Genomic DNA, 20,976 nt, shown 5'->3' with positions numbered 1-20,976 from the left:
GATGCTGATGCTGACGCTGATGCTGACGCGGATGCCGACGCAGATGCGGATGCCGATGCTGACGCAGACGCGGATGCCGACGCTGACGCCGATGCTGACGCCGATGCTGATGCTGACGCGGATGCTGACGCAGACGCGGATGCTGACGCAGATGCTGATGCTGACGCAGATGCCGATGCTGACGCAGATGCTGATGCTGACGCAGATGCCGATGCTGATGCCGACGCTGACGCTGATGCCGATGCGGACTCAGACTCTGATACGCCGGATGAGCCGAATGTCACCGTCGGTGATGACGGTCGTACACTGACGATTACCGGCGAGCCCAATACGACAGCGACGATTTACAATTCTACAGGTGGCGTAATTGGCACGGTCGGCCTGTCTGGCGACGGGAGTGCAACATTTACGCTTGATCCAAGCAATGGTCAGGTCGTCACTGTGACCTTGACGAACGCTGCGAATAACGAGTCTCCGGGAACGGCTGCGACACTCCCAGATTCATTGGCGCCGGATGACCCAGCTGTAACTGTAGGTGAAGATGGTGTAACCCTCACCATCACCGGTGAGTCGGGTGCAACTGCCACGATTTACGATGCGCAGGGCAATCCGATTGCAACGGTTCCGTTGGGTGCGGAAGGCGAAGCGACCTATACCTTGCCGGAAAGCAACGGTCAGACCGTCACCGTTACCCAAAGCGATGCGGCGGGTAACGAATCGGGCTCAACGCCAGCAACCTTGCCGGATACACTGGCACCGGATGCGCCGACGGTTGTGGTTGGTGAGGATGGGTTGACAATCACCATTACCGGTGAGCCGGGTGCAAGCGCTACGATCTATGATGCCGAAGGCAATCCAATCGCGACAGTTCCATTGGGTGCGGAAGGCGAAGCGACCTATACCTTGCCGGAAAGCAACGGTCAGGCCGTGACCGTTACCCAAAGCGATGCGGCGGGTAACGAATCGGGCGCAACACCTGCAACTTTGCCGGATACGCTGGCACCGGATGCACCGACAGTCGTTGTTGGTGAAGATGGTGTAACGCTCACCATCACCGGTGAATCGGGTGCGACTGCCACGATTTACGATGCCGAAGGCAATCCGCTTGCGACAGTACCGCTCGGTCCAACAGGTGAGGCAACCTACACGCTTCCGGAAAGCAACGGTCAGGCGATCACCGTCACTCAAAGTGATCTTGCGGGTAATGAATCGGGCTCAACGCCTGCAACCTTGCCGGATACACTTGCTCCATCTGCTCCGGTCGTGGTTGTCGGTGAAGATGGTGTGACGCTCACCATTACCGGTGAGCCGGGTGCAAGCGCGACAATATATGATGCCGAAGGCAATCCGCTTGCGACGGTTCCACTGGGTGAGGAAGGCGAAGCGACCTATACCTTGCCGGAAAGCAATGGTCAGGCGATCACTGTTACCCAAAGCGATGCAGCAGGTAACGAATCGAGCGCAACACCTGCAACCCTGCCAGATACACTGGCACCGGATGCACCGACAGTCGTCGTCGGTGAAGATGGTGTAACGCTCACCATCACTGGTGAGCCGGGTGCAACCGCCACGATCTATGATGCCGGAGGTAATCCGATAGCGACGGTTCCGTTGGGTGCGGAAGGAGAAGCGACCTATACCTTGCCGGAGACGAATGGCCAGGCAGTTACCGTTACCCAGAGTGATGGGGCAGGTAATGAATCAGGCTCCACGCCAGCAACCTTGCCGGATACGTTGGCACCAGATGCGCCAACAGTGGCTGTGGGTGCTGACGGACGTACGCTGACGATCACTGGTGAGGCGAACGCCACGGCGACAATTCATAATGCGCTTGGTCAAGTTATCGCGACAGTGCCGCTCGGCGCTGGTGGAACAGCAACCTATACGCTGGACCAAAGCAACGGGCAGAACGTATTGGTCTCCCAGACTGATGCTGCGGGTAATCAGTCGGAGGCCAGCCCTGCGACCGTGCCGGATACGCTGGCACCGCTTGCGCCAACGGACATCACCATCACGCCAGATGGTGTGACCGTTAGCGGTAAGGGTGAACCGAATACGACGGTCATTATTCGAGGCGCAGGTAACGCTGTCGTCGGTGAAGGAACTGTTGACTCCAGTGGCAACTTCCAGATTGGGCTTACAACTCCGCAGAGGGAGGGGCAGCAACTGTCCGTCACACTGCAGGATGCGGCAGGCAATCTCTCAAACCCAGGCTCTGTAACCGCACCGATTATCGATCCGGGCAGCACAGCGCCGGTCGACGATAATGTGACTGCAGAAGTGGTTATTCAGCCAACGACAACCGCCGTCACTTATCCGGGTGCATCCTATCTGGCACTTGTCGGTATTCTGGGTCTTGATCTGCGTATTCTGAGCGTGAACTCCGTGGGTATCACGGTGGCACAGGGTCATCAGCAGAATCTGCAGCTGACTTACGCACAGGCGCTGGGTGTGGACCTGGCCGGTGGTACATCGATTATCGTCCAGAAACTGATGCCGGATGGTACATGGGCCTCGGTGGACGGCAATGGCAATGCCACGCTGCTTACCCTGACACTTCTGGGTAATCGTGCCGAAGCCTCCGTACTGCTGGGTGAAGGAACATATCGTGCCTTTGCCGCAGTTCAGAACACGGTCAGTGTGGGTCTGCTTGGCAATCTGGCAGTCTCGGGCCAGGATCTGAACTATCAGGAACCAAGTGGTATTCAGGCTCCAGCCATTCAGGGCAACGTCATGGCCAATGACGGTGCAGCGATTGAAGCTGGCCACCTGGTTACAAGTGTCACCGTTGGCGGTGTCGCACATGCCGTGGTTGCTGGTGCACAGGGTACAACGATCACTGGTCAGTATGGTACATTGGTCATCCATCAGGATGGCACATATACCTACACGCCAAATGCGAGTGCGGCTGCCATCGGGCAGGTCGAGCAGTTTACCTATACGGTTCACGATCCGCTCACCAACGCCAATACAACCGCAAATCTGAACATCCGTATCGATAGCGATGGTCAGGGACTTGTGTGGAGTGATGACTTCACCCAGCCTGCAACCTACGACTTCGTTGCCACCGACGACACGGATACGTCGGGAATTGTCTGGGTCAATGCGGTCAATAATGCCTTCTTTGATCAGACACAGCCTCTCACAGCGCTTCTGGGTGGCGCTCAATCGAACAGTAATACGTTCACTATCGGCAGTAATATGGATGCCACCGGAACCATAACCATTTCGGTTACGGTAGCGGCTGTAGCGAGCGGTACGGTTGTCATCCAAAGGCTTGTTGGTGGTACCTGGCAGAATGTGGGCACGCCAGAAACCTACACTATGACGCTCGGTCTGCTCGGCGTCGTGAAGACCCTTGACGTTGGCAGCCTTAATCTGGTCCCGGGCCAGTATCGTGTCCATACCACGATCAGTGGTGTTGCAGGTTCGGTTAATACGATCTCGGATGTCAATGTCACCTTGACCGACCAGCATGTGATCCAGAGCAATCCTGGTACGACGGGCAATCTGCTCGACAATGACGGGACCTTGCCACTTGCTGCAAAACTACAGGTTCAGGGCAGCGGCGGTTTTGTGACTGTCAGTGCTACCGGCACTGTCATTCAGGGACTGCATGGTGACCTGACGATCTACAGTAATGGTGAATACAAGTATCAGCCGCACTCGAACCTTGCTTACACAGATCGCTTTGCGACGGATACCTTCAATTACAAGATCGTGCTGCCAAACGGCCACGAAACGGCGGCTCACATCACCATCGGGCTGGAAGAAGGTAGCCAGATACTCAGTGCCCGTATTGCAGAAGATCCAGTTCATGATGATGCCGTGGCTGCGGAGCATCACGAAACGGCGGCTGCTGCATCGGCGAACGAGCATAACGACAATTCTGATGCGCATACGACCCATCAAGCGGATGAGCATCAGGTGGCGGACGACAACACCCTGAATGATGGCAGCGGTGATGCCCACGCTTCAACTGAAACACCTGTGGATCAGGAGGCCACACAAACGACCGAACAGACGGCTTCAGCTGAAGGGAGTGGTGATGCACCCGTTGCAGATCAGCATGAAAGCGATGTTGTCCCGCTCGGTGATCATCTGGCGGCACCAGATGCAGATGCTGGCGAAACCCCAGCTCAGCATAGCCTGACAGAGGGCATATTGCTCGATGATGGCAGTGGTGAAGTGACATTGCCGTCAAGCAATGACCAGCCGTCCAGCGATGACAGTGCCACACAGACATCTGACACGGGTCTGGGTACGGCTCCAGTCGAGGAAACGGCCTCAGTGGATGATCCGCTCGGACATCTGGTGCCAGATCCGCTCACGCAGGAGGACGATCTTCATACGACACATACTGTCTGATCTTTCAGCTTCCACCCTTCGCCGCTGAGTTCTTTGGCGGCGGAGGTTCAGATGACAGATCACCGGCCTTATTGCCGGTTATAATGGAAAATAAATGCGAAAAATTCTGGTTTTAAGACGTTTCGCGACCATAACGTTTACTTCATGCCTTTTGGCTGCGTGCCAGATGTCTGCAAACAATCTTGCTTTGGGCGAGAAGACGCTGACGCAGTCAAAAAACACCGAGGCCTCACGGCCCCTGTCAATGGCGGGTTCAGCCCCCGTACCTGCTGTTGACAGGGCAAACGTGACAAGCGCCAGCACTCCCAAGGTGTCGGACCGTGGTTCCCTTACAATGGAAACCGCGGTCCGTCGCGCTGTCGGCTGGCATCCAACCATCAATGAAGCTTCAGACCGTATTTATCAGGCCGACGAACGGATCAGGGCGGCGCAGGCCGGTTATTATCCCAAGCTTAATGCCGGTGTGAATTCGGGCTATCAGAGCAATAATCGCGAAGGCTGGCGCCCACAGTTCAATGTTGCCGCTTCTCAATTGCTTTATGATTTTGGCAAGGTTTCGAGCGCGGTTGATACCGAGCGTGCTGGCAAGGAAATCAATCAGGCCCGTATGCTGCTAGCGGTTGATAATCTGTCAAGGGACACTGCCAGTGCGGTTGTCGAGGTTCAGCGCTATCGAAAGCTTTCGGCTCTGGCACAGGAGCAGGTCGAGGGCGTTAAGCGCATTGCGGGCCTGGTGAATGAGCGAACGGACAAAGGTGCAAGCACCATGTCCGACAAGGTTCAGGCCGATGCGCGTGTAGAAGCGGCGATGGCGACACAGTTTCAATATCAGTCAGAACTCAATCGCTGGCAGGTTGTGCTTGCTGCGATGATTGGGGGAGGAAGCGCAAACCCATCCTCTGACGTCCCTTCGTGGCTTGGCAAGTCTTGTGACATTGCAGCACCCGATTGGGATCAGGTTCCGGCGATGCTGCAGGCCAAGGCTGAAAAAGAAGAGGCGGTCGCACAGTTAGCAGCGAGTAAAGCAGAGGCTTTCCCGACTGTTTCGCTTGAAGCGACGACGGGTTATGATCTGAATGCTTCCCGCGATAATACGACCAGCAATGATCGCCAGCCGGAATATTCGGTCGGCGTGAATGTGTCGTCCAGCCTTTATAATGGCGGTCAGACAGGTGCGCGCAAACGTGCTGCGGCTTACGGTCTTCAGGCAGCGGAATCGGCAATCAGCACGGCACGCATCGATATGGAACGCAATCTCATGGAGTCGCGAAGCCAGATCGGTACGTTGAACCGGCTTATGTCATCGCTCGAATTGCGTGCCGGTATGATGGTGAAAACCCGCGATCTTTATCGAGAACAATATGTGGAACTGGGCACAAGAACATTGCTCGATCTGCTCAATGCCGAGCAGGAATTGCATGAGTCCCGGTTTCAGTCAGCCAACACGGTGCATGATATCAGGCGCCTCAATCTGAACTGCCTCTATAGCTCAGGCAAAATGCGCCAAGGTTTTGGTCTTCAGGCATCGGCATTGCGGGGAGACGGGAGCAACCAATGAAGCGTGGCGAGAACCCTCCAATTATCGATCCGTCGATTGAACTTGGTTTGATTGGCGAACAACCAAAGCCTGAGGCGCCATCACGCTTCAATGTTGAAGACTGGCTCGAAGCGCTGGAACTGGTGGCAAAGCATTACCGAATGCCTGTATCCGTGCAGGGAACCAAGCTTGCGGCCGCCGCTGATCTCAACATCGACGACAAAGCAAAAATTCGCGCTATGGCCCGTCACATGGGGCTGGGTGTCAGGCTTGTTGAGCCAACCAAGATCACCCTTTCGACCTGGCATCTGCCGTTTGTTCTGATGCTCAAGGATAAGCAGCTTGCAGTGGTGCATACGCTTTCAAAGGACGGGCAGGCGAGTGTCTGGTTAAGCGGCGAAGAGGGGCTTGAGCAGCCGTTTGCGCTGAAAGATCTTCTGGCTGAGACAGAAAGTGTTGTGCTTGCCCGACCATCGAAAACCGTGCCTGATGCGCGTGTCGATGCCTATATCAAGCCGTATGAAGAAAACTGGCTACGGAAGATTATTTTCCGCGACATCGGATCTTATAGCCATGTGCTGGTTGCCTCGCTGATCGCCAATACGCTGGGTCTCGCGGGCATATTATTCTCGATGCAGGTCTATGATCGCGTCGTGCCTGCACAATCGTTCAACACGCTTTATGTGCTGTTCAGCGGCGTTTTGCTGGCGATATTCTTTGATTTCATGATGCGCCGTGCGCGCATGGGCATCATCGACATGCTCGGCAAACAGACCGACTTGCAGATGTCCGATGTCGTGTTCGGTCACGCCTTGCGTGTTCGCAATCGAGCGCGACCGACATCGACAGGATCGTTTATCGCGCAATTGCGTGACGTTGATCAGGTGCGTGAATTGCTCACCTCGACGACGGTATCCGCGCTGGCCGACCTTCCGTTCTTTTTCCTGTTCCTTGTCATTTATTCGGCGCTGGTTGGCTGGATGGTCTTCATACCGCTCGGCGCGCTGGTTCTTCTGATTTTGCCGGGCCTTTTCCTGCAACGGCGGTTAAGAGCTTATGCCAATGCGGCCATGCGTGAGGCCTCGCTTCGCAATGCCATGCTGGTTGAAACCGTGCAGGGCATCGAGGATATCAAAGGGCTACAGGCAGAAGATCGGTTTCAGCAGCAATGGAACCACTTCAATGCCGTAACGGGAGAGGCACAGATCAGGCTTCGAGCCTTGACCAATAGTCTCAGTGTGTGGACGCAGAATGTGCAGGGCGGGGTTTATGCTCTGACAGTTTTTGTAGGTGCGCCACTGATTATTTCGGGCGACATGACAACGGGTGCGCTGGTCGGCGCATCTATTCTTGGCTCCCGCATGTTGGCGCCGATGGGTCAGTTGTCTCAGATCATGGGGCGCTTGCAACATGCGCGTATTGCCAAGCGTGGCCTTGATCAGCTGATGCAAATGCCGGTCGATCATCCCGATAGCGAAACCCGTATCCACTGCCCGAAGATTGACGGCTCCTATCGATTGAAGGATGCCATTTTCCGCTATGGCGATGAGAACTCGACCCCCGTTCTTCTGATCAAGGATCTGAAGATCAAGCATGGAGATCGCATTGCCGTGCTTGGGCGCAATGGTGCGGGCAAATCGACCCTGTTGCTTGCTCTTTCGGGACTGCTTGATGCAGCTGAAGGTGAGGTTCTGCTCGACGATCTTGCCTTGCCGCAAATAGATCCCGCCGATGTGCGACGGGATGTGGGTCTGCTGACGCAGAACTCGCGTCTGTTCTTTGGCACTTTGCGCGAGAATATCACCATGGGTGCGTCTGATGCTTCGGATGCGGAGATACAGCGGGTGCTTGCCATGGTTGGAGCAGATGGCTTTGTACGTCGCCTGCAGAAAGGTCTTGAACATCTGGTTCAAGAAGGTGGTGGCGGTCTTTCAGGGGGCCAGAAACAGGCCATTTTGCTGGCACGACTTTTGATCCGCGATCCATCGGTTGTGCTTCTCGATGAGCCAACATCAACCATGGACGAGGCCACAGAGCGGCATTTTATCGAACAATTCGCAAAATGGAGTGTCGGGCGCACGGTCGTTATCGCGACGCACCGAATGCGCGTGCTCGAACTCGTGCAGCGACTGATCGTCGTTGAGAACGGGCAGGTTGCATTGGACGACAGCAAGGAACGCGGTCTGCAGACATTGCTGGGCATGAGCAAGGTAGAAACACCTAAACAGGCGTGATCCGGAGGGATACAGCATGGCGGCCATCGGCGGAGACTTTGGTGCCTGGGTAAACGGAAGCGAGCAAGGGCTTCAGCTCAAGAAGAAGAAGCGCTTTGTTCGGCTCGTCTTCGTTTTCTTCATCATTCTGGTGGGCTGGGCCTATTGGGCTTTGCTTGATGAAGTCTCTAACGGGACAGGTAAAGTGGTGCCGACCTCGCAGGAACAGGTCATTCAGTCACTCGAGGGCGGCGTTGTCGCCAAGCTCATGGTGCGACAGGATGATGTGGTGGAGCCGGGGCAGATTCTGGCGCAGCTCGACCCGACCGTTACAGAATCAAGCGTGCAGGAAAGTGCCGCCAAATATCGTGCGGCTTTGGCAAGTTCTGCGCGGCTAACTGCTGAAGTCAGCCAGACTGAGCTGCAATTCTCGCCGGAGCTTGATGCGTTTCCGATGCTGGTGGCTGCAGAAACACGACTTTTCGATGCGCGTACACGCAGCCTGCAGGACTCACTTGAATGGATCACCGAATCCAAAAAGCTTGTGCAAGACGAACTCAATATCAGCCAGTCACTAAGCAAAATGGGTGCTGCCAGTAATGTGGAAGTGATCCGCCTGAAACGGCAGCTGGTTGAGTTGCAACTCAAGGAAACTGAGATCAAATCGGATTATATCGTTCAGGCGCGTGAAGAGCTTGCAAAGGCAAATGCCGAGGTGGAATCGCTTTCATCGGTTATTCGCGGACGATCGGATGCTCTTGCGCGTCTGACGTTGCGTTCGCCGGTACGCGGCATCGTCAAGAATATCGAAGTCTCGACCATTGGTGGTGTGGTGCCTCCGAATGGCAAACTGATGATTATTGTGCCGCTTGATGAACAGCTGCTGATCGAGACGCGGATCTCGCCGCGGGATATTGCTTATATTCACCCGGATCAGCGTGCGACCGTCAAGGTGACCGCATATGATTATGCGATTTATGGCGGATTGGAAGGCAAGGTTGTCAGCATCTCGGCCGACACGATCAAGGATGAAGCGAAGCCTGAAAACTATTATTATCGCGTATTCATCAAGACTAAGACAGATGCGCTTTTAAACAAGCATGGAGAACGCTTTCCCATCGTTCCAGGCATGGTTGCGACGGTGGATATTCATACCGGTAGCAAGACAGTCTTTGATTACCTGATCAAACCGCTCAACAGGGCAAGCGAAGCGTTGCGAGAACGGTAGGGACCAGGTGGCGCCATGTGGAAAATGGTTCGCGAAAGTCGCCGGTTCAGCTGTGAATGGGTGATTTCGCTGGGCCTGATGCTGATTATCTTAACCATCGGTGGTGCCAGAGCTGAGCTGCTGCAGTGGAGCCTCAAACCTGATTTTGCGACCTGCCAGAAAACAGATGATGCAGTCTGGGCGGAATATGCAGTCGGGCAGGATTGTATCCGCTTTTTCTCAGGCGGCACCATCAAGGATGCGCCGGTGGTCATTGTTCTGCTGCGCGGCGATACCGTGGGCTGGGTGAAACGCAAGCCGGCAGATATTCCCGACAATACGGTGAAAGCGCAGAAAGGCCGCGCGGAACGAACAGCGCAGGTGATCGATGTTCCTGTCATCGTGCTGGAGCGGCCCGGAACTTTCGGTTCAACCGGCAACCACTTGCGGAGACGACAGGCGCCCGAATTCCTGGCGCTGAATTCTGCGCTGGATGCAATCAAACAGCGATATAACATCCAGCAGTTTGTGCTGATGGGGCATAGCGGCGGTGCAACTGCGGCTGCAGCTTTGCTCACACTTGGGCGCAATGATGTATCTTGTGCGGTGTTGACGTCGGGTGCATTCGGCCTTCTGGAACGTGCGCAGATGTTGCGTGCTGAATCCGGGCTGAAGCAACGGCCCGGACGTGACACAACGGGACTGCCTACGCCCTATGATCCGATGGAACATATCCGTGGAATCGTACGAAATCCGCAGCTGAAGATTATTGTGATTGGAAATCCGAGGGATCGCGTTGCGCCATTTGTTTTGCAGCGCCGTTTTGTCGATTTGTTGACTGGGAATGGATATTCCGCACAGCTTATGACTTACGGCGCTTTTCCGCCGCAATACCATAAACTGCGTGACGATATCGGCCTGAAACAAGCAGCGACCTGCGCAAAGCAGTTGTAGCTTTAGGAAATCAATTTGTTTTGTCGGGAGAAAGTTACTTCACTTTGAAGTGATGGTAGCGGAGGACGGATTCGAACCGCCGACACAAGGATTATGATTCCTCTGCTCTAACCTACTGAGCTACTCCGCCACGTTTTCTGCGAACTCTGTTCACCACCGTTTCCAGTGTTTTGAACGAATGATTTCGCAAGGAATGGCGGCGGTATATGTGGGGAACGGGACCCTGTCAAGCACTCTTCGCATAGCTTTCGTCTTGTTTTCCACGTTTTGCGTAGATAAGTAACTAGCGGAAAGCAAAGGCTTAGTTTTATGGCACCTCGTATTGCGGTTTTGGGTTGTGGCTATTGGGGCGGCAACCATATTCGTACCTTGAAGGGGCTCGGTGTCCTTCAGGGTGTTTCTGACGCCAATCCACAGAATGCGGAACGATTCGCTTCTGAGTTCGGTGTTCCCAACATTCCGGTCGATGAACTCTTCTCCCATCCCGATATTGATGGCATCGTTTTGGCGCTGCCTGCGCAGTTTCATGCGCAATATGCGATTGAAGCAGTGAAAAACGGCAAAGACGTTCTGGTTGAAAAGCCGATCGCGCTGGAAGTTGCCGATGCGGAAGCAGAAGTTGCGGCTGCACGCGAAAATGGTCGCGTGTTCATGGTCGGGCATATTCTGCGCTTCCATCCGGCATTTGAGAAGCTGCTCGACATGGTGAAGGGCGGAGAGCTCGGCGATATTCGCTATGTGCATTCGCACCGCGTCGGTTTCGGAAAATTCCACGACAAGTTCGATGCGCTTTGGGATCTCGCCCCGCACGACCTTTCGATGATCCTCGCCATCACTGGCGAAGAACCGTCAGCTGTTCGCGGAGAAGGCACGGCGATCATCGACAAGATCAGCGATTTTGCGCATGTGCATCTGGAATTCCCGAGCGGCATTCGCGGCCATCTCTTCGCTTCCCGAATGAACTCCTATCGTGAGCGCCGCCTGAGTGTGACGGGAACCAAGGGTATGCTTGTCTTTGACGATGCTGAACCTTGGGATCGCAAGCTTGCATTCTACAAGCACGAAGTATGGCGCGAGAATGATCAGTGGGCTTTCAAATCGGTCGATCCGATCTATATCCCCGTCGAAGAAGGAATGCCGCTGACACGCGAGTTGCAGCATTTCCTGCACTGCATCGAAACGCGCGAAAATCCGCGCACTGATGGGCAGGAAGCAATCAACGTATTGCGCATTCTGACCGAAGGATCGGTCAGTCATTCCAGATAACACGCACTTGACGGAAATTTCTGTCAAGCGGTGTTACGGGAATAGCAAAACTTTGAACGCTCCACCCATGGCAGGGCGGGGCGCGAAGGAATAAGAGAATTGTCGTGGATTCGCTGAGCATTCTCAGTAAACCAGATAAATTGGAGCCAACATGCAGTTCATTGATCTTGGAGCGCAACGCGCGCGTATCGAAGACCGTCTTAATGCCGCCGTTTCCAAGGTTGTTGCGGAAGGCCGTTACATTCTCGGTCCTGAAGTGGCTGAGTTCGAAAAGAAGCTCGGTGAATATCTGGGCGTGGAACATGTGATCGCTTGCGCCAACGGCACCGACGCCTTGCAGATGCCTTTGATGGCGCGCGGCATCGGCCCGGGCCATGCAGTTTTCGTTCCGTCGTTCACGTTTGCCGCAACCGCTGAAGTTGTTGCCCTTGTCGGTGCAGAGCCGGTTTTCGTCGACGTCGATGCCGACACCTACAACATGAATATAGAACAGCTTGAAGCTGCCATTGCTGCTGTCCGCAAGGAAGGTCGTCTTGAGCCAAAGGCAATCATTCCTGTCGATCTGTTTGGTCTTGCTGCCGATTACAACCGCATCACCGCAGTTGCTGATCGCGAAAACCTGTTTGTGATCGAAGACGCGGCTCAGTCGATTGGCGGCAAGCGCGACAACGTCATGTGCGGTGCTTTCGGCCATGTCGGTGCAACGAGCTTTTACCCTGCCAAGCCGCTCGGCTGCTATGGCGACGGCGGTGCAATGTTCACCAACGATGCCGAGCTGGCCGACACGTTGCGTTCCGTTCTGTTCCACGGCAAGGGCGAAACGCAGTATGACAATGTTCGCATTGGTCTCAACTCGCGTCTCGACACCATCCAGGCAGCTATTCTTCTGGAAAAGCTGGCAATCCTTGAAGACGAAATGGAAGCGCGTGACCGTATTGCCAAGCGCTACAATGAGCTGCTCAAGGATGTGGTCAAGGTTCCGGGCCTGCCTGCTGGCAATCGTTCGGCCTGGGCACAGTATTCGATTGAAAGCGAAAACCGTGATGGTCTGAAGGCGCATCTTCAGGCAGCCGGCGTTCCATCGGTCATCTACTATGTGAAGCCTTTGCATCTGCAGACGGCATACAAGCATTATCCGATTGCACCGGGTGGTCTGCCTGTTTCGGAAGCGCTGCCTGCACGCATCCTCAGCCTGCCGATGCATCCTTACCTTTCGGAAGAAGATCAGGACAAGATCATCGGCGCGATCCGTGGTTTCCACGGCAAGTAAGCCTGATTTACCAGTGATTGAGAAAAGCCCGGCGAAAGTCGGGCTTTCTTATTTTTGCCTTCTGGCAATGCGCGACGCAACGAAGCGGGCAATTGCCGGACCAGCAAGCAGCACGATGAAAAAGCGGCTGGTTTGCATGGCTATGATGAATGGCAGATCGACATTGCTCGATGCTGCAATAATGGCCACGGTATCTGCGCCGCCGGGGCTGGTGGCGAGGTAAGCGGTGAGTGGATCAAGGTCCAGCACATGGCCGAGTGTCATGCCGAACAGGCCACAAACGGCAATCAGAATAAGCGCTGATGCGAGCACAGCCGGAAAGGCGCGGGCAGCGTGTGCAATGATCGCGCGGGTAAAGCCAAGGCCAATGCGCCAGCCGATGAATATATAGCTCGCAGCCAGCAGCCATGGCGGCAGATCAATGACCATAAGGCCGAAATCCTGCAACAAGGCACCGAGCGCCAGCGGTACGAGCATCGCTCCGGTTGGAATGCGTGATATTTGACCCAGAAAGGCGCCGCAGACGATCAAGGCGAGGGTCGGGCCAAGCGTATGCCAGTTTATTGCCGGAAACCATTCTACGGCCGCTGGAGCGACTGTTTCGACATCGGCTGTGAACATGACAACAAGCGATGCAGTGGTTGCCACCAACACCACGCGCAAATATTGCATGAAGGCGATAAGTCGTGCGTCCGACCCAAAGGATTCAGCCATGAGCACGATTGCTGTCGCAGCCCCTGGCGAGACACCCCAGACGGCGGTTGTTCCGGGCAAAACGCGAAAGCGCGCCAGAAGATAGCCGATTGTGGTGCTGGCGAGCAGTGTGAAGCCTGTCGAAAACAGTATGATCGGCAGATGTTGTCCCATATTGCTGAAGAATTCAGCGGTCATGGCACGGGCGATCAACAGGCCGACAATCGCCTGTGCGAGCAGGGAGAAATTCTTGTGAACCTTGATCGTGCTCTCACGAGACGCGAGAAAGATGGCACCCAGCATCGCGCCAAGCAGCAAAGCTGCGGGTAATCCCAGCATTTCTCCGAGGAAGATCAGCAAGGCAGAGGCGATCAGCAGCACGCCCCACTGGACTGGCTTCGGTGTATTGCTGAACGTGAACGTATTGCGGGCCTTTTCTTGCCCGGGGGGGACGGGTTTTTGCATCGCGCTTCTTCCCTACAACTAGCGAAGGTGAGAATGCAAACGCGTTTTTCCCCCAAGGGCATATATGCTGCGAGAAGAAACTCACGCGGTTCGTGCCATCAAACGATGGTGCCGAATTCCATGCTGACGGGATCAATCAGCGACAGGAATGCATCGCAATCTGCATTGCCTTGCCAGCTTGCACAAATTTCGGTGGCGGTGGTCTGATTATCGGCGAAGGCCAGATCGACAAATGTCCCATCAGCGAGTTTTACGAGATGCTGTGCAAGCCAGCCCGACTGATGCGAGAGGTGGTTGCTCACCATCGCGGTATAGGCGTCTCGCATGGCTTGTTCATCCACGCCGGCTTTCAATCGGAAGCGCCCGAGTTCTATGCCGTTGCCTGATGTTGCCGGCTGCTGCGGCTCTGCCTGGGCTTGGTAATGGCCTATCGATACCATTTCTTTTAGCGTTTCTCTAAAGGCGGCAAATTCAGGTGCGGTGCCAACGAGCGATGCTGCAGCCAGCGCATCATCCAGCGTGGACCAGGAAACGAGATCAACACGATCTTCCGCATCCGTTATGCCGCTAAATGGCACCCAAGAGATGAAGCCAGGAAGAGCACAGATTTGTTCGCGTGCGTTTTCGCGCTCCTTATCTGCGCTGGTTATCTCGTTGACCTTATATGTGACAATTTCGAAGTATGGCGTGTTCAAGAAAAGCTCCTGTATGTTTGGTGAGCTTCACATACACGGAGCCCCTGACAGTTCCTGTCAGGGGTGTGCTATAGGCTTGGCGCATGAAAACACTGCGGCTCTTTTCTCTCCTCGATAGACTTCGTTCGGCTTCCACGCCCGTTTCGGCGGAGGCGCTTGCCGATATGCTGGAAGTGTCACCGCGCACGATCTATCGCGATATGGCGACGCTGGTTGCAATAGGCGCACCGGTCAGAGGTGAAGCCGGGTTGGGTTATCAGCTTGAGAAAGGTTACTTTCTGCCGCCGCTTCACTTCGATGCTGATGAGCTGGAAGCCATTATGCTCGGTGTGAGGCTTGTTATGGCCAGAGGTGATGGCGATCTTGGTGCCGCAGCGCAGCGCGTTTCGGGAAAAATAAGTTCAACGATGCAGGCCGGGGCGGGGGATCGATACAAGAACCTGCCATTGAGGGCTGTGTCGAAATTGACCGAGGAACACAGCAAGGCGAACCTGCATCTTTCATTTCTACGGCGTGCGGTTCGTGATCGCGTGGTTGTTACGCTCGAATATCTTGATCTGAAAGACAACATCACAGAGCGTATTGTAAGGCCACTCGGTTTAACGATGTTCGATGCGGTCTGGCTGCTGACAGGTTGGTGTGAAAGCCGTAACGATTTCCGGAATTTCCGTCTCGACCGGATCAGTAAGGTTGAAACTGCCGGTCAGGTGTTTCGGCATCAGAAGGGGCAGCGCTTCGAGGACTATCTGCTCACGCTTTAGAGCGCCTTTGATTTGGCTACGCAGACTACAGCATAATTCCTTAAACTTGAATCAGTTTAAGGTAAAATTATGCTGTAAATATAAAGTTTTAGAGCGACCTTGTGCGCCCGGAAGGGCGCACGGCGCTCTAGCGCTCTCAAGGCTAAAAATACAAAAGGCACGGCTCCCCCGCAGAAGCCGCGCCTCATTTTTCCGAAATCCAGAGACTTCGCAGTTCGTAATCTTAGCCGATCATCGCGCGGCGCTGATTGACCGGGCGTTCCACGACATCACGCGGGGCTTTTACGCCGTCGCGCTCTTCCAGTGCTTCGGCTTTCGCAAGGTCAGCCTCAGCCACAACCAGTTCGGCTTCGGCGCCTTCCTTCTGCTGCATCAGATCGCGAATCGAACCAAACAGGTTATCGCGCCGCTGGCGCGCTGCCTTTGCGAAGGTCGGATAGGCGAAATGATTGATGTCAGTGATGCCTGCCTTCTTCTCTTCCGATAGAATCTGGGCGTCGAGTTCTCCGGCCATCCGCTCGAACTCGCCGATCATCAAGTCAAGTTGGCCCAGCTGACGGCGCTTTTCCTTCACCTGGAACAATTTCAGCCTGACGAGGCTTTCACGTGGCTTCATACGCAATACTCCTTGAACACCAACCAGCTCTCTTAACGTTGGGGCGTTCCCCCCGACTTTATTAACAGGCATATATGCGGGCGGTTTTCCCACAATATGCCGTGAAATCCGTTGCAATGCCTGGCTTTTAAGGGCTCCAGCTCTGCCACCAATTTTAAGAACAGCCTCAATAAGCGAAACAAAAAGTTAAGATTTCGCCCTTTTGGTAACCATTCCTTTACCGGCAACGTTAATCATACGCGTTAGGAATTAAGGCTCGGTAAATCTGGTGTGGTTTTTGAGTAACAGGTGAAAGCTAGAGTCAAATGAATCACTTAGGAAGTTTTCTTAATGTGATTCATAAGGGTCTAATGAGTCGAATAATTACATATGATTCAGTCGGATAAGAGTTTTTTCTAAACTGGAAAGAATTGTACTTGCCAACCGGAATCATATTTTGTTAACCATTTGCAGGCACCTTCATGCTAAGGCAACGACAGTTCCGTCAGCTGCCGTGAGGGAAAACTGATCAGCGGCGGAAAGGGGATAAGATATGCGCGTCCTTTTGATTGAAGACGACAGTGCTATCGCACAGAGCATTGAATTGATGCTGAAGTCCGAGAGCTTCAATGTCTACACCACCGATCTGGGTGAAGAAGGCATCGATCTCGGCAAGCTTTATGATTACGACATCATCTTGCTGGACCTGAACTTGCCGGACATGTCCGGTTACGAAGTTCTGCGTACCTTGCGCCTTTCGAAGGTCAAGACGCCAATCCTTATCCTCTCCGGCATGGCTGGCATTGAGGACAAGGTTCGCGGTCTGGGCTTCGGTGCAGACGACTACATGACGAAGCCGTTCCACAAGGACGAGCTGATCGCCCGTATTCATGCGATTGTTCGTCGTTCCAAGGGCCACGCCCAGTCGGTCATCACCACTGGCGACCTGATTGTTAACCTCGACGCCAAGACGGTTGAGGTTGGCGGTCAGCGCGTTCACCTGACCGGTAAAGAATATCAGATGCTCGAGCTTCTTTCGCTCCGCAAGGGCACGACGCTCACCAAGGAAATGTTCCTCAACCACCTTTATGGCGGCATGGACGAGCCTGAGCTGAAGATCATCGACGTGTTTATCTGCAAGCTGCGCAAGAAGCTTGATGCCGTTTCCGGCAGCCAGAGCTACATCGAAACCGTTTGGGGTCGCGGCTATGTGCTGCGCGAGCCAGATGGCACAGAACTGCGCGAAAGCGCATAAGCGCTTAGCAGTTTTGCTGGAAGTACCTGATTGAATAAGGCTCCGCGCAAGCGGGGCCTTTTCTTTTATGAGGTCGCAAACAAAAAAGGCGCAGGTTTTACCCTGCGCCTTTTGCATAAAGAGATGCGTCTTATTCTGCGGCGAAGACGATGTCTTCGGCAGTCGCATGGATGGAAATGGTCATGCCTGCATCTTCAGCCAGAAGCAGTGTGTAATATGGCTGAACCGAATGGGCGTCGATTGGCTCTTCCGGCTCTGCGCCTGAATGCAGTTCGAGGAACTTTGGCGGTACGCGCAGCATCCGACCTTTGGCGGTGATGACAAAACGTGGATTGGTGTCGCCATTTTCGAGGCGAACAGCCAGCGAACCACCGCGTGGAATGGCTGCATTGCTGATCAGAAGCAGGTTGAGCAGAAGCTTGACCTTGTTCTTTGGCAGCAGAACGCGGGCACCTTCCCAGGTCAATTCCGGCTTTTCATTCTTGAAATATTCGGTTGCGACGTGCTGGGCATCGCCGGTATCGATCTGTACGCCTGCGGAACCGGCTGCACCGAACGCGATGCGGGCAAACTGAAGACGGGCCGAAGCATTGCGCGCGCTCGACTTGATGAGCGCCATTGCGTCTTCGTCCGCGCCACCTTCTTCAAGCAGTTCGAGACCATTGTTAATGGCGCCAACCGGCGAGATGATGTCATGACAGATCCGGCTGCACAGAAGCGCACCAAGATCGAGTGCGGACAGGGTAACGGGCAATGGCATGGTGTTTTCTCCAGGCGCGAACCGGCTCTGCGAATCGACTTTGTAATCGAATGTCAGGCGGCAATCAGTTGATGAGCATAAATCCCGACGAATCACCACCGGGAACCTTGGGAATCTGGATACACGCGACATCCATTTGCCGCAAGAAAGCTGTTTTTTGCCGCCATTCTAAAGCCAATTTCGGCGCTTAAAGATTTAGACAATAAATTCGCGGTTAAACTACGCGCGATTCGGCAAAGTGCTCGCAAGAAGCGCTGCCAGGCTTTTAACAGGGCCGTCAGACAGAGAAGCTGGTAGGCAAAAGGAATTATAGATGGCCATACCGTCCCTGTCGCAGATCAGGTTCCGCAACGCGGCGTATATTGTAGCGTTCTTTGCGGCCTTTCTGATCTCCATCATCGCCGTGCCGCACAAAGCGCAGGCACAGAGCAGCAACACATATTCGGCTGAGGAAGTTGTTGAATCTGGACACCGGTTCTTCGGTTCGACATCTGGCGGTATCGCCAGCGCAGTCGAAAAGGCGTTCCAGAGCTTCGGTCTTCCCAATGGCTATATTCTGGGTGAAGAGGGGTCTGGTGCCTTCATAGGTGGTCTCACCTATGGCGAAGGTACGCTCTACACCAAGAATGCTGGCGATCATCGCACGTTCTGGCAGGGTCCGTCGCTCGGCTGGGATTTCGGCGGGCAAGGCTCGCGCGTCATGATGCTCGTCTATAATCTCGACGATATTCAGAGCCTTTATGGGCGTTATGCCGGCGTTGCAGGTTCTGCTTATGTGATCGCCGGAGCAGGCTTCAACGTGCTCAAGCGTCAGAATATCATGCTGGTGCCAATTCGTACGGGCGTTGGTGCCCGCCTTGGCGTCAATATTGGTTATCTGAAGCTTTCTGCGGCTCCGACCTGGAACCCATTCTGATTTGGACTGGCGTTCTAGCTGGAAAGCGGAACGCCGCTCCATTATGAATAACAACCAGCCAAGTCTTTTGGCTGGTCCATTATCCCATTTAGTGACAAAGCCGTGATCCAGTCTGCGCTCATTTTCATACTTGGCGTTCTCGTGGCGGTTTTCGTCGTGGTTCTGCTTGGCCCTTCGGTTTGGCGCCGCGCTTTCTTTCTGGCGCGTCGGCAGGTTCAAGCCGAACTGCCGATAACGCTTGCTGAAATCAGAGCGGATCGTGATGGCCTGAGAGCCGAACATGCGGTGGTGGCCAGCAAGCTTGCACAGCAGCTCAAGCTTGAACGTGATAAATCATCTGGCCAGCTGATCGAGCTCGGCAAGCAGAATGATGAACTCAAGCGTTTCGCTTCATTGGAAAATGATATCGCACAGCTAAAAGAGACGCTGGCGGAACGTGCAAAGCAGGTCGCAGAAACGATATCGGAACGCGACACTGCTGCTGAAAAAGCAGAAATTGTTGAGGCCGAGGTTGAGCGGCTGCAGAAACATCTTTCATCTCTCGAAGAACTGGCCGATACGCTACGTATCGAAATGAGTGCCAAAGAGACCGAACATGGTCGTCTGATGAATGAGATGAGCGAAATGCGTCGGGAACGTAAAGATGCATCTGCCCGCTATAATGAGGTTTCGACGCAATTGACGACAGCACAGACTGAATTAAAGAGCGAGAAGCGCCGCAATACTGAATTGCAGGCCAAACTCGACAAGCTGATTACCGATTTCTCCGACGCTCAGGAAAAGCTGGAGCGCTTTACTCGCAAGGGTTCGGCATCAAACGCCGAAACAGAGCAACCCGCAGAATTCTCAAAAGAAAATGCGGCGCTTCGCGAAGAGATGGCAGCCTTGGCCGCGCGCATGGTTGCAGTCACCGCAGAGAAGGAAGGCGAAAATTCGCCTATCCATAAGTTGCTTGACGCTGAAGGTTCAGTTGGTAAGGGCAAAAATGCCAGCCCAAAAAGCCTTGCCAGTCGCATCCGCGATCTGCGCTGATATCAATCACTGGCTATAACGTCTGACCAATCTGGATGGCGCTTGACCTGCGCCTGCATGAAACTGCAGCGTGGGATGATTTTCCAGCCGGTTTTACGGGCGTCTTCGACAGCATTTAGCGCTAAGGCCTGCGCTACACCTTTGCCACGCATGGAATCGGGCACGAAGGTGTGATCGATGGAGATCAGTGCAGGCCCGAGCTTTGTATAAGTCATCTCCGCTTCGTCGCCATCGATATTGGCAAAGTAACGACCGCTATCGGTGCTGTCGGCTTTCTGGATCTGAATATTTTCGGCCATTCCAGTCTCCCCATGAGGGTTTCAGTTCTCATTGATATAGTCATGAATGGCCAAAGAAAAACCCCGGCCGGTTAACCCGGCCGGGGCTTAATTTGCGTATCTGCCTTTTCCGGAGAAACCGGCAGATTATTAGTGTCTATATTGCTGGATACGTGTGGTCCTGAGACCGGCGAGACCATGCTCATCGATCGAGGACTGCCAGCCAAGAAACTCCTCCACCGTCAAGGTATAACGCTGACATGCTTCCTCAAGGCTGAGAAGCCCACCGCGTACAGCGGCGACAACTTCAGCCTTACGGCGAATGACCCAGCGCCTTGTAGTGGCGGGCGGGAGGTCCGCGATGGTCAGTGGACTGCCATCAGGACCGATAACATATTTTATACGCGGTCTTGTCAGATCGGTCATTGTACTCTCTACACAACACTCAAGGACCTAATCGAGACCGAGACTAACGCCACAGCTTTAAGAATTACCTAAACAGGCGGTAACTCTCTGGTAACACTTGCAAAAAAATGACTTATTTCGAAAGAAAGTCATAAAAAAACCTGGCTTGGCAGGTATTTGATAAAAAGTCTCACGGGAATTTGTGGTTGCAATGCCGCAAAACGGCCACTGTTTTTGCTGCGACATCTTGGCAAGTACCCGTTGTGTGACCTATATAGGGCACAAACCTAAACTTTTAAAAGCAGG

The 20,976-nt window shown here is 54.2% G+C and carries 17 protein-coding genes and 1 tRNA gene; 11 read left to right on the top strand and 7 right to left on the bottom strand.

Translation table 11 applies throughout. From position 1 onward, the window contains the following. From RT142_RS22935 to RT142_RS22915, 5 genes are all read left to right on the top strand, one after another. Positions 1 to 4,368 (top strand): BapA/Bap/LapF family large adhesin (locus RT142_RS22935; RefSeq protein WP_313031842.1); only part of this gene is annotated, 4,368 nt, incomplete at its 5' end. A gap of 334 nt (positions 4,369 to 4,702) precedes the next feature. Next, a complete protein-coding gene (locus tag RT142_RS22930) occupies positions 4,703 to 5,926 on the top strand; it encodes a TolC family outer membrane protein (protein WP_064322439.1) in 1,224 nt (407 codons plus the stop codon). Beyond that, positions 5,923 to 8,139, top strand: coding sequence for a type I secretion system permease/ATPase (locus RT142_RS22925; protein ID WP_007876148.1), 2,217 nt, complete (start codon positions 5,923 to 5,925; stop codon positions 8,137 to 8,139). The genes RT142_RS22930 and RT142_RS22925 overlap by 4 nt, the downstream gene beginning before the upstream one ends. 16 nt (positions 8,140 to 8,155) lie before the next feature. Continuing rightward, a complete protein-coding gene (locus RT142_RS22920) occupies positions 8,156 to 9,346 on the top strand; it encodes an HlyD family efflux transporter periplasmic adaptor subunit (protein WP_313031836.1) in 1,191 nt (396 codons plus the stop codon). Positions 9,347 to 9,361: 15 nt separating this feature from the next. After that, positions 9,362 to 10,279 (top strand): alpha/beta hydrolase, encoded by a 918-nt coding sequence (locus RT142_RS22915; RefSeq protein ID WP_313031834.1) that lies wholly within the window; start codon positions 9,362 to 9,364, stop codon positions 10,277 to 10,279. A gap of 53 nt (positions 10,280 to 10,332) precedes the next feature. Here RT142_RS22915 and RT142_RS22910 read toward each other — a convergent pair. Further along, a tRNA-Met gene (locus RT142_RS22910) sits at positions 10,333 to 10,409 on the bottom strand. A 179-nt stretch (positions 10,410 to 10,588) separates the two neighbouring features. On the opposite strand from RT142_RS22910, the gene RT142_RS22905 reads away from it, so the two are divergent. Next, complete coding sequence (locus RT142_RS22905; protein ID WP_112812563.1) at positions 10,589 to 11,545, top strand: Gfo/Idh/MocA family protein; 957 nt, start codon at positions 10,589 to 10,591, stop codon at positions 11,543 to 11,545. A gap of 151 nt (positions 11,546 to 11,696) precedes the next feature. Continuing rightward, positions 11,697 to 12,815: a DegT/DnrJ/EryC1/StrS family aminotransferase gene (locus tag RT142_RS22900; RefSeq protein ID WP_007876128.1), complete on the top strand. Its 1,119-nt coding sequence runs from the start codon at positions 11,697 to 11,699 to the stop codon at positions 12,813 to 12,815. A 48-nt stretch (positions 12,816 to 12,863) separates the two neighbouring features. On the opposite strand, the gene RT142_RS22895 is transcribed toward RT142_RS22900, so the two are convergent. Both RT142_RS22895 and RT142_RS22890 read right to left on the bottom strand, forming a co-directional pair. Then, the gene (locus RT142_RS22895; protein WP_064320905.1) at positions 12,864 to 13,973 is read right to left on the bottom strand and encodes an AbrB family transcriptional regulator; all 1,110 of its coding nucleotides are present in this window, start codon (positions 13,971 to 13,973) and stop codon (positions 12,864 to 12,866) included. A 98-nt stretch (positions 13,974 to 14,071) separates the two neighbouring features. Beyond that, positions 14,072 to 14,668 (bottom strand): hypothetical protein, encoded by a 597-nt coding sequence (locus RT142_RS22890; protein ID WP_105518805.1) that lies wholly within the window; start codon positions 14,666 to 14,668, stop codon positions 14,072 to 14,074. 83 nt (positions 14,669 to 14,751) lie between these two features. Here RT142_RS22890 and RT142_RS22885 point away from each other — a divergent pair, with 83 nt between their 5' ends. Then, positions 14,752 to 15,429 carry a YafY family protein gene (locus RT142_RS22885; protein ID WP_313031828.1) on the top strand — a complete coding sequence of 226 codons (678 nt, stop codon included), beginning with the start codon at positions 14,752 to 14,754 and terminating at the stop codon, positions 15,427 to 15,429. A gap of 223 nt (positions 15,430 to 15,652) precedes the next feature. Here the strand turns inward: RT142_RS22885 and RT142_RS22880 are convergent, their stop codons facing one another. Then, positions 15,653 to 16,045 carry a hypothetical protein gene (locus RT142_RS22880; RefSeq protein WP_007876119.1) on the bottom strand — a complete coding sequence of 131 codons (393 nt, stop codon included), beginning with the start codon at positions 16,043 to 16,045 and terminating at the stop codon, positions 15,653 to 15,655. A 532-nt stretch (positions 16,046 to 16,577) separates the two neighbouring features. Between RT142_RS22880 and ctrA the strand changes: the two genes are divergently transcribed. Beyond that, the gene (gene ctrA, locus RT142_RS22875) at positions 16,578 to 17,279 is read left to right on the top strand and encodes a response regulator transcription factor CtrA (RefSeq protein WP_007876117.1); all 702 of its coding nucleotides are present in this window, start codon (positions 16,578 to 16,580) and stop codon (positions 17,277 to 17,279) included. A gap of 130 nt (positions 17,280 to 17,409) precedes the next feature. Here ctrA and chpT read toward each other — a convergent pair whose 3' ends face one another. Continuing rightward, the gene (gene chpT / locus RT142_RS22870) at positions 17,410 to 18,039 is read right to left on the bottom strand and encodes a histidine phosphotransferase ChpT (protein ID WP_007876116.1); all 630 of its coding nucleotides are present in this window, start codon (positions 18,037 to 18,039) and stop codon (positions 17,410 to 17,412) included. A 313-nt stretch (positions 18,040 to 18,352) separates the two neighbouring features. Between chpT and RT142_RS22865 the strand changes: the two genes are divergently transcribed. Both RT142_RS22865 and RT142_RS22860 read left to right on the top strand, forming a co-directional pair. Further along, on the top strand, positions 18,353 to 18,955 hold the full coding sequence (locus RT142_RS22865; RefSeq protein WP_064320902.1) for a DUF1134 domain-containing protein: 603 nt from the start codon (positions 18,353 to 18,355) through the stop codon (positions 18,953 to 18,955). 126 nt (positions 18,956 to 19,081) lie between these two features. Next, positions 19,082 to 19,987 (top strand): hypothetical protein, encoded by a 906-nt coding sequence (locus RT142_RS22860; RefSeq protein ID WP_215776617.1) that lies wholly within the window; start codon positions 19,082 to 19,084, stop codon positions 19,985 to 19,987. Positions 19,988 to 19,989: 2 nt separating this feature from the next. Here RT142_RS22860 and RT142_RS22855 read toward each other — a convergent pair whose 3' ends face one another. Beyond that, positions 19,990 to 20,286 carry a GNAT family N-acetyltransferase gene (locus tag RT142_RS22855; protein WP_007876113.1) on the bottom strand — a complete coding sequence of 99 codons (297 nt, stop codon included), beginning with the start codon at positions 20,284 to 20,286 and terminating at the stop codon, positions 19,990 to 19,992. A gap of 129 nt (positions 20,287 to 20,415) precedes the next feature. After that, complete coding sequence (locus RT142_RS22850; RefSeq protein WP_007876112.1) at positions 20,416 to 20,691, bottom strand: DUF1153 domain-containing protein; 276 nt, start codon at positions 20,689 to 20,691, stop codon at positions 20,416 to 20,418. Between the last annotated feature and the right edge of the window lie 285 nt (positions 20,692 to 20,976).

Source organism: Brucella sp. (genome assembly GCF_032066345.1).
Classification (GTDB): Bacteria; Pseudomonadota; Alphaproteobacteria; order Rhizobiales; family Rhizobiaceae; genus Brucella; species Brucella pseudogrignonensis.
Note: the sequence above shows the minus strand (reverse complement) of the source record. Positions and strands in the feature narration are given on the sequence as shown.

Coding starts and splice junctions, on each gene's coding strand:
- RT142_RS22930 (WP_064322439.1), top strand. CDS start 4,703: ATGGAAACCGCGGTCCGTCGCGCTGTCGGCTGGCATCCAACCATCAAT.
- RT142_RS22925 (WP_007876148.1), top strand. CDS start 5,923: ATGAAGCGTGGCGAGAACCCTCCAATTATCGATCCGTCGATTGAACTT.
- RT142_RS22920 (WP_313031836.1), top strand. CDS start 8,156: ATGGCGGCCATCGGCGGAGACTTTGGTGCCTGGGTAAACGGAAGCGAG.
- RT142_RS22915 (WP_313031834.1), top strand. CDS start 9,362: ATGTGGAAAATGGTTCGCGAAAGTCGCCGGTTCAGCTGTGAATGGGTG.
- RT142_RS22905 (WP_112812563.1), top strand. CDS start 10,589: ATGGCACCTCGTATTGCGGTTTTGGGTTGTGGCTATTGGGGCGGCAAC.
- RT142_RS22900 (WP_007876128.1), top strand. CDS start 11,697: ATGCAGTTCATTGATCTTGGAGCGCAACGCGCGCGTATCGAAGACCGT.
- RT142_RS22895 (WP_064320905.1), bottom strand. CDS start 13,973: ATGCAAAAACCCGTCCCCCCCGGGCAAGAAAAGGCCCGCAATACGTTC.
- RT142_RS22885 (WP_313031828.1), top strand. CDS start 14,752: ATGAAAACACTGCGGCTCTTTTCTCTCCTCGATAGACTTCGTTCGGCT.
- RT142_RS22880 (WP_007876119.1), bottom strand. CDS start 16,045: ATGAAGCCACGTGAAAGCCTCGTCAGGCTGAAATTGTTCCAGGTGAAG.
- ctrA (WP_007876117.1), top strand. CDS start 16,578: ATGCGCGTCCTTTTGATTGAAGACGACAGTGCTATCGCACAGAGCATT.
- chpT (WP_007876116.1), bottom strand. CDS start 18,039: ATGCCATTGCCCGTTACCCTGTCCGCACTCGATCTTGGTGCGCTTCTG.
- RT142_RS22865 (WP_064320902.1), top strand. CDS start 18,353: ATGGCCATACCGTCCCTGTCGCAGATCAGGTTCCGCAACGCGGCGTAT.
- RT142_RS22855 (WP_007876113.1), bottom strand. CDS start 20,286: ATGGCCGAAAATATTCAGATCCAGAAAGCCGACAGCACCGATAGCGGT.
- RT142_RS22850 (WP_007876112.1), bottom strand. CDS start 20,691: ATGACCGATCTGACAAGACCGCGTATAAAATATGTTATCGGTCCTGAT.